Here is a 12,968-nt window from a genome sequence, read left to right on the forward strand (position 1 = left end):
CCAGGCGCATGCCGCCCGGCGCTCCGGTCGGGCGCGTCAAGCCCGCGGCGGCGGCAGCGGAATGAACTCGGTCTCGTCGCCCGGCACGGTCTGGCCGAAGCGGTTGCGTTGCCAGTCTTCCTTGGCCTGCTCGATGCGGTCTTTGCTGCTGGAGACGAAGTTCCACCAGATGAAGCGCGGGCCTTCCAGCGGCTCGCCGCCGAGCACCGCGAAACGCGCGTCGGTACAGGCGCGGATCTGCACCGGACGGCCCGGGGCGAACACGATCAGGCGGCCGCTCTCGAACACTTGTCCGTCCACCTCGACCGAGCCGATCGCCAGGTAGGCGGCGCGCTCTTCGTGCTCGGCGGGCAGCACCGTGACGGCGCCGGCCTGCAACTGCATGTCGCCATAGAACAGCGGCGAATGGGTCTTGACCTGCGACGTCTTGCCGAACAGCGAGCCGGCCACGACCTGCGCGCGCACCCCCTCGCCTTCGATCACGGGCTGGGCGTCCAGGCCGTAGTGGGTGAAACCGGGATCGGTTTCCTCGTGGGCCTTGGGCAGGCCGACCCAGATCTGCAGGCCGGCCAGGCGTTGCGCGGCCTGGCGGCTTTCGGGCGAGGAGCGCTCGGAGTGGACGATGCCACGGCCCGCCGTCATCCAGTTCACCTCGCCGGGCAGGATGGTCTGGGTGTTGCCGGCACCATCGCGATGCACCATCGAGCCTTCGTACAGATAGGTAACGGTCGACAGGCCGATGTGCGGATGCGGGCGCACGTCGATGCCCGAGCCGGCCGTGAATTCAACCGGGCCCATGTGGTCCAGGAAGACGAACGGGCCGACGGTGCGGCGCTGCGCCGAGGGCAGCGCGCGACGGACTTCGAAGCCGCCCAGGTCGCTGCTGCGCGGCACCACCACGGTTTCGATCTGGCTGTCGCCGGCTTGGGACAAAGTGGACATGGGAATGCTCCTGTAGGTTGGCCGTCTTGGGGCCATGTTAAGGCCGGGCGGATCGGCGATCCACCCGGCTGCCGGCCTCAGGCCAGATCAAACACCAGCACTTCGGCGTTGTCGCCGCCGGACAGCGCCACCCGCGTTTCATCGCTGATGGCGACCGCGTCGCCGGCCGCCAGCACGACGCCGTTGACGGTCAGGCTGCCACGCGCCACGTGCACCCAGGCGCGGCGGCCAGGGGCCAGTTCCAGCGTGGCCGACTCGTCGCCGTCGAACAGGCCGGCGTAGAGCCGCACGTCCTGATGGATCGTCATCGAGCCATCGATGCCGTCACCCGACACCACGGCTTGCAGGCGGCCGCGCTTTTGCGCGTCGGTGAAGGCCTTTTCCTCATACTCCGGCGCGATGCCGGTGACGTTCGGCTCGATCCAGATCTGCAGCATGTGCGTTTCCTTGTCGGCGCGCGGGTTGAACTCGGAGTGCATCACCCCGCGGCCGGCGCTCATCCGCTGCACGTTGCCGGGCTGGATGGTGGAGCCGCTGCCCATGCTGTCCTTGTGCGCGATGGCGCCGTCCAGCACGTAGGTGATGATCTCCATGTCGCGGTGGCCGTGGGTGCCGAAGCCGCGGCCCGCGGCGATGCGGTCATCGTTGATCACGCGCAGCGCGCCGAAGCCCATGTGCGAGGGATCGTAGTAGTTGGCGAACGAAAAGGTGTGGAACGAATCGAGCCAGCCGTGGTTGGCGTGACCGCGTTCGGCGCTACGGCGAAGGGTAAGCATGGTGGACTCCTGTTTCAAATATGTGAATGGTTTCGCTCGATCCGGCGCCTGCCTGTTTGGGTCTGGCGCCAGCTGCTCAACCGGCATGAGTGACATTGTGCGCGTACTCGGCAGCCGGTTTGACGCTATGATTTGAAGAAACCATTCAAATTTTTTGAACGATATCGCCCGGAACCTTCCCATGCAGCCGATCACGCCCGAATTGCTCATCCTGGTGGACGCCATCGCGCGCCATGGCAGCTTCGCCAAGGCGGCGCGCGAGCTGGACAAGGTGCCGTCGGCCGTGACCTACGCCATCCGCAAGCTGGAGGACGGGCTGGACGTGCTGCTGTTCGACCGCTCGGGGCACCGGGCGCTGCTGACGCCGGCGGGCGAGGCGCTGCTCAAGGATGGGCGTCACGTGTTGCAGTCGCTCGACGACCTGGCCTGCCGGGTCAAGCGCATCGCCACCGGCTGGGAGGTGGAGCTGCGCATCGCGGTGAGCGCGGTGCTGCCGTGGCGGCCGCTGTACGACCTGGTCGAGGAGTTCCAGGCGCTGGGCAGCGCGACCAAGCTGCGCTTTTCGACCGAGGTGCTGAGCGGCAACTGGGATGCGTTGACGTCGAACCGCGCCGACCTGGTGATCGGAGCGGGCGCGGCGGGCGAACCGACCGGCCCCTACCGCTCGGTGACGATGGGACAGGCGCAGTTCGGCTTCTGCGTGGCGGCGCACCATCCGCTGGCGTCGGCGCCGCAGCCGCTGAGCCGGGCCGACATCACGCGCTATTGCGCGGTGGTGGTGGCCGACACGTCACGCAACCTGCCGCCGCAGTCGCGCGGGATCCTGGCGGAGCAGCCGACGCTGGTGATGCCGACGATGCAGGCCAAGATCGAGGCGCAGATCCGCGGGCTGGGGTGCGGGTATCTGCCGCTGACGCTGGCGGCGCCGTATCTGGCGCAGGGGGTGCTGGTGGTCTGCGATACCGATGAGGGGATGTCGTTGACCGAGCATGTGGCATATGCGTGGCGGGCGGAGAAGCCGGGGGAGGCGCTCAAGTGGTGGCTGCAGAAGTTGAAGTCGCCTCGGCTTTGTGAGGGGTTGCTGGGGATGGGGTGAAGGGGCGTTCTTGTCTTGGACGTTGGTGTGCGATCGCGCGGGCTTCGTAGGCCGCCCGGGGCGTCGGGTAGGCGGGTTTGTGGCGTTGCTGGAGGGGTGTCTTAGCCGAGAGTGGGTTCTGCCCGTCAGGTAGGGCCGCGCGGGCGGCCGCTACCTGACTTACGCGGCGGAGGATGGGGTGGCGGCGGTCGCTGCGCGCGGGTGGAGAACGCGTGCCGCCCTACTCGTCTTCGATGCCGAGTTCGCGCAGTTTGCGCGTGATGGTGTTGCGGCCGATGCCCAGTCTTGAGGCGGCTTCGACGCGGCGGCCGCGGCTGGCGTCCAGGGCGCTTTGGAGCAGGATTTTCTCGAACTGGCGCGTCAGAGTGGCCATGACGGCGGGTTCGCCGCGTTCGAGGCGGTACTGGGCGTCGCGCAGCAGGGAGTCCTGCCAGTTGCGGGGCGTGGCTTCGTCGGCGGCGGCGGGCGCGGGATGCTGGACCACGGTGCCGATGGCGGCGACGCTGGCGCCGGCGGGCGGGCGCGGGGACACCGAACCGGCGGCGGGCGCGTGTTCCATGGCGCGGATTTCGGGCGGCAGGTCGGCGCGCTCGACGGTCTGGCCGGGGGCCATGACGGTGAGCCAGTGGCAGAAGTTCTCCAGCTGGCGCACGTTGCCGGGGAAGTCGAACTTGGTCAGGACGGCCAGCGCTTCCGGGGTCAGGCGCTTGACCGGCACGCCGAGCGCGCGGGCGCTGGCGGTGAGGAAGTGGTTGGCGAGCGCCGGGATATCCTCGACCCGCTCGCGCAGCGGCGGCAGGCGCAGGCGGATGACGTTCAGGCGGTGGAACAGGTCTTCGCGGAACAGGCCTTGTTCGACGCGCTGCTCCAGCGGCTGATGGGTGGCGGCGACGATGCGCACGTCGACCCGCACGGGCTGCGCGCCGCCGACGCGGTAAAAGCTGCCTTCGGCCAGCACGCGCAGCAGGCGCGTCTGCAGTTCGATCGGCATGTCGCCGATTTCGTCCAGGAACAGCGTGCCGCCGTGGGCCTCCTCGAAGCGGCCGCGGCGCAGGGTGTTGGCGCCGGTGAAGGCGCCGCGCTCGTGGCCGAACAGCTCGGCTTCGAGCAGGTCGCGCGGGATGGCGGCGGCGTTGAGCGCCACGAACGGGCCGCCGGCGCGCATGCCGTGGCCGTGCAGCGCGCGCGCCACCAGTTCCTTGCCGGTGCCGGACTCGCCGGTGATCAGCACGGTGACCTTGGACTGCGCCAGCCGGCCGATGGCGCGGAACACTTCCTGCATGGCGGTGGACGACGACTGCGTCATCATCCAGCGTTCATTGTTCTGGGCCTCGCCCTGCCCTTCGGGGCTTTCGGGCTGGGTCGATTCCTGCATGGCGCGCTGGATCAGCGCCACCGCCTCGTTCACGTCGAAGGGCTTGGCCAGGTAGTCGAAAGCGCCGCCCTGGAAGGCGGACACGGTGCTGTCGAGGTCGGCGAAGGCGGTCATGACGATGACCGGCAGGCCGGGATGGCGTTCCTTGAGCTGGCGCAGCAGCTCAAGGCCGTTGCCGCCGGGCATGCGGATATCGGACACCAGGGCGACGGGCGTGTCGTGCGCCAGCGCGTCGAGCACGTCGGCTGCCTGGGAGAAACTACGGGTGGGGACACCGGCGCGGGCCAGGGCCTTTTCGAGGACCCAGCGGATGGCCTGGTCGTCGTCGACGATCCATACGGGTTTCATCAGAGTGCGGGCTCCATCGGTAGGACCAGGCGGAACTCGGTGCGCCCGGGTCGGGATTCAAATTCGATGATGCCTCCGTGCTGCTGCACGAAATCCTGGGCCAGGCTCAGGCCCAGGCCGGTCCCGCCGGCGCGGGCGGTGACCAGGGGATGGAAAATGCGGTCGCGGATATGCTCCGGCACGCCGGGACCGTTGTCGATGATGGACAGTTCCAGCGCCAGGCGGTGCTGGCGATGCGCCAGCATGACCTGCCGCGCGACGCGGGTGCGCAGCGTGACGACGCCGGGCTCCAGCCCGGGCGCCTGCGGCCGCGCGACCAGTTCCTGCGCGGCGTTGCGGGCCACGTTCAGCACCGCCTGCATCAGGCGGGCGGCGTCGCCCTTCAGGTCGGGCATGGACGCGTCGTAGTCGCGCACCAGCGTGACGTCGTTGCGGAATTCGGCCTGGATCAGGGCGCAGACGCGCTCGCAGATCTCATGGATGTTCACCGGCCGCGCGTTCAGCGGCACACGTTGCGGGCCGCTCAGGCGGTCCACCAGCGCCTGCAGGCGGTCGGCTTCGGAAATGATGACCTGGGTGTACTCGGCCAGCGCCGCGCTCGGCAGCTCGGCTTCCAGCAGTTGCGCGGCCCCGCGCAAGCCGCCCAGGGGATTCTTGACTTCATGCGCCAGGTTGCGCAGGAGCTCGCGATGCGCCTCGATCTCGTCGACCAGGCGATGGTTGCGGTCGGCCAGCACGCGCTGCTCGATCTCGCGGGTCTCGATCAGGACCGGCCAGGCCTGGCCGCTCAAGCCCACCGTGGTCACGGCCACTTCCACCGATTCGGCGGCGCGGCGCAATGAGGCCAGCTGCCGGACGTCGGCATACCTGCCGGCCGCGGCGCGGTCGATGGACGATTGGATGTTTTCCGGATTGTCGAACAACGTGGCGGCGGAGTGGCCGCACAGCTGCTTGCGGGAACGGCCGAACAGATCCTCGGCGGCCGCATTGGCGTATTCGATATGCCCGCGTGCGTTGACCAGGAAAACGGACGTGGCAAGCAGATCGAGAGCTTCTACATTCATTTTTCAACGTACCCGAATGACTACAGGGGGAAATCGGAACACCGGCCCGGCGGCGCCTGAGTGCGGCGCCCTGCCCGCCGGCACGGGGCCGGACGGGCAAGTCTTGGGTCGGCGACCTGGCGGTGCGCGTGGTGTCGGCCCTGGTTTCTGCCTACATCATCGCGCTCCCCCAGCCACAACCTCTGAAATCAGAGGCTGTAGTACATGTCGAATTCGACCGGGTGCGTGGTCATGCGCAGACGGTTCACATCGGCCATCTTCAGGTCGATGTAGGCGTTGAGCATGTCGTTGCTGAACACGCCGCCGCGGGTCAGGAACTCGCGGTCGTTGTCCAGCGCTTCCAGCGCTTGCTCCAGCGAGGAGCACACGGTCGGGATCTTCGCGTCTTCTTCCGGCGGCAGGTCGTACAGATTCTTGTCGGCGGGATCGCCGGGGTGAATCTTGTTCTGCACGCCGTCCAGGCCGGCCATCATCAGGGCCGAGAAGGCCAGGTACGGGTTGGCCAGGGGGTCCGGGAAGCGCGCTTCGACGCGGCGGCCCTTCGGGTTGCCCACGTACGGGATGCGGATCGAGGCCGAACGGTTGCGGGCCGAGTAGGCCAGCTTGACCGGGGCTTCGTAGTGCGGGACCAGGCGCTTGTACGAGTTGGTGCCCGGGTTGGTGATGGCGTTCAGGGCGCGGGCGTGCTTGATGATGCCGCCGATGTAGTACAGCGCGAATTCCGACAGGCCGGCGTAGCCGTTGCCCGCGAACAGGTTCTGGCCATCCTTCCAGATGGATTGGTGCACGTGCATGCCGGAACCGTTGTCGCCAACGATGGGCTTGGGCATGAAGGTGGCGGTCTTGCCGTAGGCATGGGCCACGTTGTGCACGATGTACTTGACGATCTGGGTCCAGTCGGCGCGTTGCACCAGGGTGCTGAACTTGGTGCCGATTTCCAGCTGGCCGGCGCCGGCGACTTCATGGTGGTGCACTTCGACCGGCACGCCCATCTGTTCCATCAGCAGGCACATTTCCGAGCGCATGTCCTGGAACGAATCGACCGGGGGAACCGGGAAGTAGCCGCCCTTGACCGCGGGACGATGGCCGGTGTTGCCGCCGTCGAAGTCCAGGCCGGTGGACCAGGAGGCCTCTTCCGACTTGATCTTGACGAAGGTGCCCGACATGTCGGTGTTCCAGGTCACGCCGTCGAACACGAAGAATTCGGGTTCCGGACCGAAGTAGGCGGTGTCGCCCAGGCCCGAGGCCTTCAGGTAGGCTTCGGCGCGCTTGGCCAGCGAACGCGGATCGCGGTCATAGCCCTTCAGGTCCGACGGTTCGACCACGTCGCACGACAGGATCAGGGTCGGCTCTTCACGGAACGGGTCCAGGTTGCCGGTGGCGCAGTCGGGGATGAGCAGCATGTCGGACGCTTCAATGCCCTTCCAACCCGGGATCGACGAACCGTCGAAAGCCTGGCCGCTTTCCAGCTTGTCTTCGTCGATCTGGCTGGTGGGCACGGACACGTGGTGCTCACGGCCAACAGTATCGGTAAAGCGGAAATCCACGAATTTGACTTCGTTGTCGGCGATCTGTTTCAGGACGTCTTTCGGGCTTGCCATGTCATCTCCATTAGATAAAAGGGTCGAGGGCTGTGCCGCTCGACTGGCATAAAAGAGGGAAGCAATAAGCGTGCCAGGTCTCACCCCCGGGATTCCCCGGGGAGGCCTGTCATGTCATGGGGCAATGTAGCACCAACTTGGTGCAAATAATGGGGCATGATTGCCCCATCTTGGTGCCTGATTGCTACAGGAACATTTCCTGCAGGTCGTTCAGGAAGCGCCAGCCCAGGGGCGTGGCCCGCAGGCGGGTGGGATCGGCGTCCAGCAGGCCCTTGGCGGACGCTGCCTCCAATTGGTGCGCGATGGCGGCCAGTGACAGGCCGGTGCGCTCGTTGAACAGGGTGGCGGCGACGCCATCCTTCAGCCGCAAGGCGTTCAGCATGAACTCGAACGGCAGTTCGTCGGGGCCGACCTGGCGGTTTTCGGCCAGGTGGCTGCCGTCGCGGGCGGCGGCGGCCCGCATCCACGATTCCGGACTGCGCAGGCGGGCCTCGCGCACGATGCGGTCGTGGAACGACAGCTTGCCGTGGGCGCCCGGCCCCAGACCCAGGTAGTCGCCGAACTCCCAGTAATTCAGATTGTGGCGACTGCGGGCCCCCGGCCTGGCATAGGCCGACACCTCGTAGCGCGCCAGGCCGGCCGCGGCCAGCTCGGCCTCGACCGCGTCCTGCATGGCCGCGCTGGTGTCGTCGTCCGGCAGGTCCTCGGGCGGGAACTTGGCGAAGACCGTGTTGGGCTCCATCGTCAGGTGATAGAGCGACAGGTGCTCGGTGCCGAAGCCGATGGCCTGGCGCAGGTCGTCCACGCAGGCCTCCAGGGTCTGGCCCGGCAGCGCGAACATCATGTCCAGGTTGACGCGCGGCGCGGCGCGCTGGGCCATCTCGATGGCGGCGCGGGCCTGCGCCGAATCATGGATGCGGCCCAGCTTCTTCAGCTGGGCGTCGTCGAAGCTCTGGATGCCGAGCGAGAAACGGGTCACGCCGCTGGCGGCGTAGTCGCGGAAACGGTCGGCCTCGGCGGTGCCGGGGTTGGCCTCCATGGTGATTTCCGCGTCGGGCCACACGTTCAGACAGGCGCGCAGCATGGCCAGCAACTCGTCCAGGCCGGCGGCCGACAGCAGGCTGGGCGTGCCGCCGCCGATGAACACCGAGACCACCTGACGGCCCCAGATCGACGGCAGCGCCTGTTCCAGGTCGCTGCGCAGCGCATCCAGGTAGGCGCGTTCGGGGATCTCGCCGCCGGGCGCGGCGTGCGAATTGAAGTCGCAGTACGGACACTTGCGCACGCACCAGGGCACGTGCACGTAGACCGACAGCGGCGGCAGGCTGGTCAGGGTGGCGCCGGCCGGGGTGACCAGGCGCGAGCGGGCCGCGCCCAGTTCGGAGCGGATGGGGATGGTGATGGACATTCGGTATTCCTGGAGGCGGCGCGGGCGACGCCCCGGGGTCAAGCCTGGTTCAGCTTGCTCAGCAGTTCGCGCAGGGCGCGGGCGCGATGGCTGATGCGGTTCTTTTCCTCGGGATCGAGCGCGGCGGCCGTCAGCCCCTGGTCGGGCAGGTAGAAGTGCGGATCGTAGCCGAAGCCGTTCTCGCCTTCCGGCTGGTCGATGATCTCGCCCTGCCACACGCCTTCGCCGATCAGCGGCCGCGGGTCGTTTTCGCCGCGCACCAGCGCCAGCACCGCCACATAGCAGGCGCTGCGGTCGGCGACCGACGCCAGCTTGCCGACCAGCAGCGCGTTGTTGGCCTGGTCGGATTTCTCGCCGCCGTGCATCTTGGCGTAGCGCGCCGAGTACACGCCCGGCGCGCCGTCCAGCGCGGCCACGCACAGGCCGGAATCGTCGGCCAGCGCCGGCAGTCCGGTCAGGCGGCTGGCATGGCGCGCCTTGGTCAGCGCGTTCTCGACGAACGTGACGTGCGGCTCCTCGGCCTCGGGCACGCCCAGGTCGCCCTGGGGCACCAGCTCGATGCCGAGCGGGGCGAACAAGGCGGAGAACTCACGCAGCTTGCCGGGATTGTTGGACGCCAGCACGACGCGGCGCAGGGATTCGGGAATCTTGGGGGAAGTCATGGGGTAAATTGTATAGGGCGTGGTCGTAAACCCGCCCTGCAAGTTACGTGTCAGCGCAACAACACAGACATATTTCGTCGTCAATATGGACAATCTTGTCACTGATCGTATCTGAACGCCCCGGCGATGAACCCACTTCACGCTTTGCCACGGCCGGTTGCGGCCAGCGCGCCCACCCTTTCGTCCGGCGCCGCTGCGCCAACTCCCGTCAGCCTGGCGGGCATCCTGCGCGAACGGCTGCTGCGCCCCCGCTTCCAGCCAGTGATCGACCTGTCGCATAGCCGCATCTATGGCCACGAAAGCCTGATCCGCGGCCCGGTCGACACCACCCTGCACTTTCCCGACGCCCTGTTCGCCGAAGCCCGCCGCCAGGGCCTGCATCCGCAACTGGAGCTGGCCAGCTTCCGCGCCGGCGCCCAGGGCTTCGACCAGAACCCGGCCGCCGGCAAGCTGTTCCTGAACCTGTCCGGCTCGGCCCTGATCCACTACTGGACGCTGTGGGGCGACGAAATGCCGCTGCGGCTGCTCAAGGATTGCACGCTGGCGCCGTCCAACATCATCGTCGAGCTGACCGAGCAGGACCCGCTGTCCGAACACATGTCGACGCTGGGCAGCGCCTTCGCCTGCCTGCGCGAATACGGCATGCGCATCGCGCTGGACGACTACGGCGTCGGCAATTCGAACCTGCAGCTGTGGGCCGAAATGCAGCCCGACCTGGTCAAGATCGACCGCTACTTCTTCAATGGCATCGGCCACGATGACCGCAAGCAGAACATGGTGCGCGCCATCCTCAAGGTGGCGCAGTACCTGGGCACCGCCATCGTGGCCGAGGGCATCGAGACCGCCGAGGACCTGGCGGTGGTGCGCGACCTGGAGATCCGCTACGCCCAAGGCTGGTTGCTGGGCCGCCCCGACGAAGCGCTGCTGACCGAGCTGACCCCGCCGCTGCGCGATTCGCTGCGGGTGCGCGCGCCCGCCCCGCTGTCGCAGCGCTCGGCCGGCGGCACCGCCGCCAGCCTGCGGGTCGAGGCCCCGGCGGCGTTGCTGAACAAGCACACCAACGACGACGTGCACCGCCTCTTCATCGAGCACAAGAGCCTGCACGCGGTGGCCGTGGTCGATGGCGACAACCGGCCGGTGGGCATCATCAACCGCCGCGACTTCTCGGAACACTACGCGCAGCGCTACACCCGCGAACTGTTCGGCCGCGACGCCTGCTCGACCTTCATGAACGGCGAGCCGGTGCTGGTCGACCTGGACGTGTCGATCGACCAGTTGAGCCACGTGCTGATCTCGGAAGACCAGCGCTACCTGATGGACGGCCTCATCATCACCCGCGACGGCCGCTACGACGGCCTGGCCACCGGCGAAACGCTGGTGCGCTCGGTGACCGAGATGCGCATCGAGGCCGCGCGCTACGCCAATCCGCTGACGTCATTGCCGGGCAACATTCCCATCAGCCGGCACATCGCCACGCTGCTGGAGGACGCCGCCGATTTCACCATCTGCTATGGCGACCTGAACAACTTCAAGCCATTTAACGACGTCTACGGCTACTGGCGCGGCGACGACATGATCATGCTGACCGCCGACGTCATCAAGCGCCACTGTGATCCGCTGCGCGATTTCGTCGGCCACGTCGGCGGCGACGACTTCGTGGTGCTGCTGCGCAGCCCCGACTGGAACGAGCGCATCCAGCGCGTCATCGCCGAGTTCAACGAGCGCGCCATCGATCTGTACGACGACGAAGGCCGCCGCAACGGCGGCATCGAGGCCGAGGACCGCTACGGCGTGCCGCGCTTCTTTCCGTTCGTGACGCTGGGCGTGGGCGCGCTCACCGTCACCCCGTCCTTATGCGAGCGCATCCGCCCGGAGGACATCGCGTCGGCCGCTGCCCATGTCAAGCACAAGGTCAAGCATGGGAACCTGTCGCTGGTGACCGAGCGCTACAGCGGCGGCGCCCTGCCGCAGCTCGTGCCCTGACGCCTGCCCGGCGGCCGCCTGCGCCGCCTGGGCGATCTGGAAGACCGACACCGCGCGCTGCAGGCCCTGGGCCTGCTGTTCCAGCGCGGCGGCCGCGGCGGCGGTCTGTTCGACCATTGCCGCGTTCTCCTGGGTCGAGCGTTCGATATCGGCCACGGCGTCATTGACCGAGGCGATGCCGGCGGCCTGCTCGGCCGTGGCGCTGGAGATTTCGGCCACGATCTGGGTCACGCGGTCGACCGAGGTCAGCATGTCGCGCATGGTGTCGCCGGCCAGGTTGACCTGGCGCACGCCGACCTCGACGCGCGAGGTCGAATCCTCGATCAAGCCCTTGATTTCCTTGGCCGCCTGGGCGCTGCGCTGGGCCAGCGAACGCACTTCGCCCGCCACCACCGCGAAGCCCTTGCCCTGCTCGCCGGCGCGGGCCGCCTCGACCGCCGCGTTCAGCGCCAGGATGTTGGTCTGGAAGGCGATGCTGTCCACCACCCCGACGATCTCGCCGATGCGGCGCGCGCTGTCGGCGATGCCCTGCATGCTGGTCACGACTTCCTGCACCGCCTGGCCGCCGCGCTGGGCCAGCTGGGTGGCGCTGAGCGCCTGGCGGCTGGCCAGGTCGGCATTGCCGGCGGTCATCTGCACCGTGTGGGCCAGCTGGGTCATGTTGGCCGCCGCCTCCTGCAGCGAACCGGCCTGGCGCGCCGTGCGGTCCGACATGTCGGCGCCGCCGGCGGCGATTTCGCCCGAGCCGGTGTGGATCTCCTCGACCCCATGGCGCACCGACGCCACCGCCGCCGACAGGCCGGTCTGCATGCGGCGCATGGCCGAATACAGCACGCCGATCTCGTTGTTGCCGTGGACCGCGATGTTGCCGGTCAGGTCGCCGTCGGCGATGCGGTCGAAGTGCGCGCCGGCCTCGTTCAGCGGCCGCAGGATGCGGCGACGGAAGGCCAGCCGGATCAGCACCGCCAGCACCAGCACGAAGCCCAGCACCGCCGCGGCCACCACCGTCACGCGCTGCATGGTCTGGCTGGCGTCGGCCACCGCGGCCTGGCCCTGCTGGCGGGCGTAGGCCTGGTAGGCGTCGGCCTGCTTGACGTAGGCCGAGCCGGACACCGGCAGCACCTTGTCCACCAGCCGGTTGACCTCGATGCCGTTCCAGCCCTTGATGGCCTTGAACATCGGCGCCAGCGTCTGGTCGGCGAAGGCGGCATAGGCCGCCAGCGCCTGGTCGAACAGCGGCGCGCCCTGGGCGCTGGTGTCGGCGTTGGCGCGCAACCGCGCCAGGCTGGCCGCGGCCTGCTTGAGCAGCGCGTCGGCGTGGTTGAGCGACTGGTCGCGGGCCTCCTCCAGGCCGCCTTCCATGGCGGTCTTGGCGTCCGTCAGCGCGGCGCGCGCCTGGAACAGGCTGCTGGTCATGTCCGACAGGTCGCTGGCGCGCTCGATGCTGCCCCGGCCCAGCGCCTCGATGTCGGCGCGATTCTCGCGCAGCACGAAGATCCCGGCCGCCGCCGCCAGCGCGAACAGCGCCACAAACACCGCGAGAATGGCCGAAACCGCCGTGGTCACCCTGAGATTTTTCCGCATATCCATCCGTCTGTTGCATCGCCACAAAGGCGTATCGGCGCGATTATGGGGATGCAGTTTGGCAATTTCTTGACACAACCCGCCCCCTCGCATGACGAACGGCCGTCACATAAGTGCGCTTTTGCGAAC

The 12,968-nt window shown here is 68.1% G+C and carries 9 protein-coding genes and 1 pseudogene; 2 read left to right on the forward strand and 8 right to left on the reverse strand.

Translation table 11 applies throughout. The features are described from left to right. Positions 1-36: 36 nt before the first annotated feature. Positions 37-942 carry a pirin family protein gene (locus tag AOZ49_RS20165; protein WP_054477371.1) on the reverse strand — a complete coding sequence of 302 codons (906 nt, stop codon included), beginning with the start codon at positions 940-942 and terminating at the stop codon, positions 37-39. A gap of 77 nt (positions 943-1,019) precedes the next feature. After that, positions 1,020-1,718, reverse strand: coding sequence for a pirin family protein (locus AOZ49_RS20170; RefSeq protein WP_054477373.1), 699 nt, complete (start codon positions 1,716-1,718; stop codon positions 1,020-1,022). A gap of 181 nt (positions 1,719-1,899) precedes the next feature. On the opposite strand from AOZ49_RS20170, the gene AOZ49_RS20175 reads away from it, so the two are divergent. Next, complete coding sequence (locus AOZ49_RS20175) at positions 1,900-2,814, forward strand: LysR family transcriptional regulator (protein WP_054431418.1); 915 nt, start codon at positions 1,900-1,902, stop codon at positions 2,812-2,814. 220 nt (positions 2,815-3,034) lie between these two features. Here AOZ49_RS20175 and ntrC read toward each other — a convergent pair whose 3' ends face one another. The 5 genes from ntrC to rdgB all read right to left on the reverse strand — a co-directional run bounded on the left by ntrC (position 3,035) and on the right by rdgB (position 9,272). Further along, a complete protein-coding gene (gene ntrC, locus AOZ49_RS20180) occupies positions 3,035-4,537 on the reverse strand; it encodes a nitrogen regulation protein NR(I) (protein ID WP_054431417.1) in 1,503 nt (500 codons plus the stop codon). Beyond that, complete coding sequence (glnL, locus tag AOZ49_RS20185) at positions 4,537-5,601, reverse strand: nitrogen regulation protein NR(II) (protein WP_054431416.1); 1,065 nt, start codon at positions 5,599-5,601, stop codon at positions 4,537-4,539. Before glnL ends, ntrC begins: the two co-directional genes overlap by 1 nt. 188 nt (positions 5,602-5,789) lie before the next feature. Beyond that, entirely contained in the window at positions 5,790-7,202 is a 1,413-nt protein-coding gene (gene glnA / locus AOZ49_RS20190; protein ID WP_054431415.1) for a type I glutamate--ammonia ligase, read from the reverse strand. Between the two features lie 184 nt (positions 7,203-7,386). Next, positions 7,387-8,610, reverse strand: a complete 1,224-nt coding sequence (gene hemW / locus AOZ49_RS20195; protein WP_054477375.1) for a radical SAM family heme chaperone HemW — start codon at positions 8,608-8,610, stop codon at positions 7,387-7,389. Positions 8,611-8,648: 38 nt separating this feature from the next. Next, on the reverse strand, positions 8,649-9,272 hold the full coding sequence (rdgB, locus tag AOZ49_RS20200; protein ID WP_054431413.1) for an RdgB/HAM1 family non-canonical purine NTP pyrophosphatase: 624 nt from the start codon (positions 9,270-9,272) through the stop codon (positions 8,649-8,651). Between the two features lie 126 nt (positions 9,273-9,398). Between rdgB and AOZ49_RS20205 the strand changes: the two genes are divergently transcribed. Further along, positions 9,399-11,255, forward strand: coding sequence for an EAL domain-containing protein (locus tag AOZ49_RS20205; protein WP_231690398.1), 1,857 nt, complete (start codon positions 9,399-9,401; stop codon positions 11,253-11,255). 150 nt (positions 11,256-11,405) lie between these two features. On the opposite strand, the pseudogene AOZ49_RS31845 reads toward AOZ49_RS20205, so the two are convergent. Then, a pseudogene (locus AOZ49_RS31845) lies at positions 11,406-12,932 on the reverse strand (methyl-accepting chemotaxis protein); the annotation flags it as partial. Between the last annotated feature and the right edge of the window lie 36 nt (positions 12,933-12,968).

Source organism: Achromobacter sp. 2789STDY5608615 (assembly GCF_001298995.1).
Classification (GTDB): Bacteria; Pseudomonadota; Gammaproteobacteria; order Burkholderiales; family Burkholderiaceae_B; genus Achromobacter; species Achromobacter insuavis.

Excerpts from the sequence above, each read along its gene's own strand:
- AOZ49_RS20165 (WP_054477371.1), bottom strand. The coding sequence starts at position 942 with ATGTCCACTTTGTCCCAAGCCGGCGACAGCCAGATCGAAACCGTGGTG.
- AOZ49_RS20170 (WP_054477373.1), bottom strand. The coding sequence starts at position 1,718 with ATGCTTACCCTTCGCCGTAGCGCCGAACGCGGTCACGCCAACCACGGC.
- AOZ49_RS20175 (WP_054431418.1), top strand. The coding sequence starts at position 1,900 with ATGCAGCCGATCACGCCCGAATTGCTCATCCTGGTGGACGCCATCGCG.
- ntrC (WP_054431417.1), bottom strand. The coding sequence starts at position 4,537 with ATGAAACCCGTATGGATCGTCGACGACGACCAGGCCATCCGCTGGGTC.
- glnL (WP_054431416.1), bottom strand. The coding sequence starts at position 5,601 with ATGAATGTAGAAGCTCTCGATCTGCTTGCCACGTCCGTTTTCCTGGTC.
- glnA (WP_054431415.1), bottom strand. The coding sequence starts at position 7,202 with ATGGCAAGCCCGAAAGACGTCCTGAAACAGATCGCCGACAACGAAGTC.
- hemW (WP_054477375.1), bottom strand. The coding sequence starts at position 8,610 with ATGTCCATCACCATCCCCATCCGCTCCGAACTGGGCGCGGCCCGCTCG.
- rdgB (WP_054431413.1), bottom strand. The coding sequence starts at position 9,272 with ATGACTTCCCCCAAGATTCCCGAATCCCTGCGCCGCGTCGTGCTGGCG.
- AOZ49_RS20205 (WP_231690398.1), top strand. The coding sequence starts at position 9,399 with ATGAACCCACTTCACGCTTTGCCACGGCCGGTTGCGGCCAGCGCGCCC.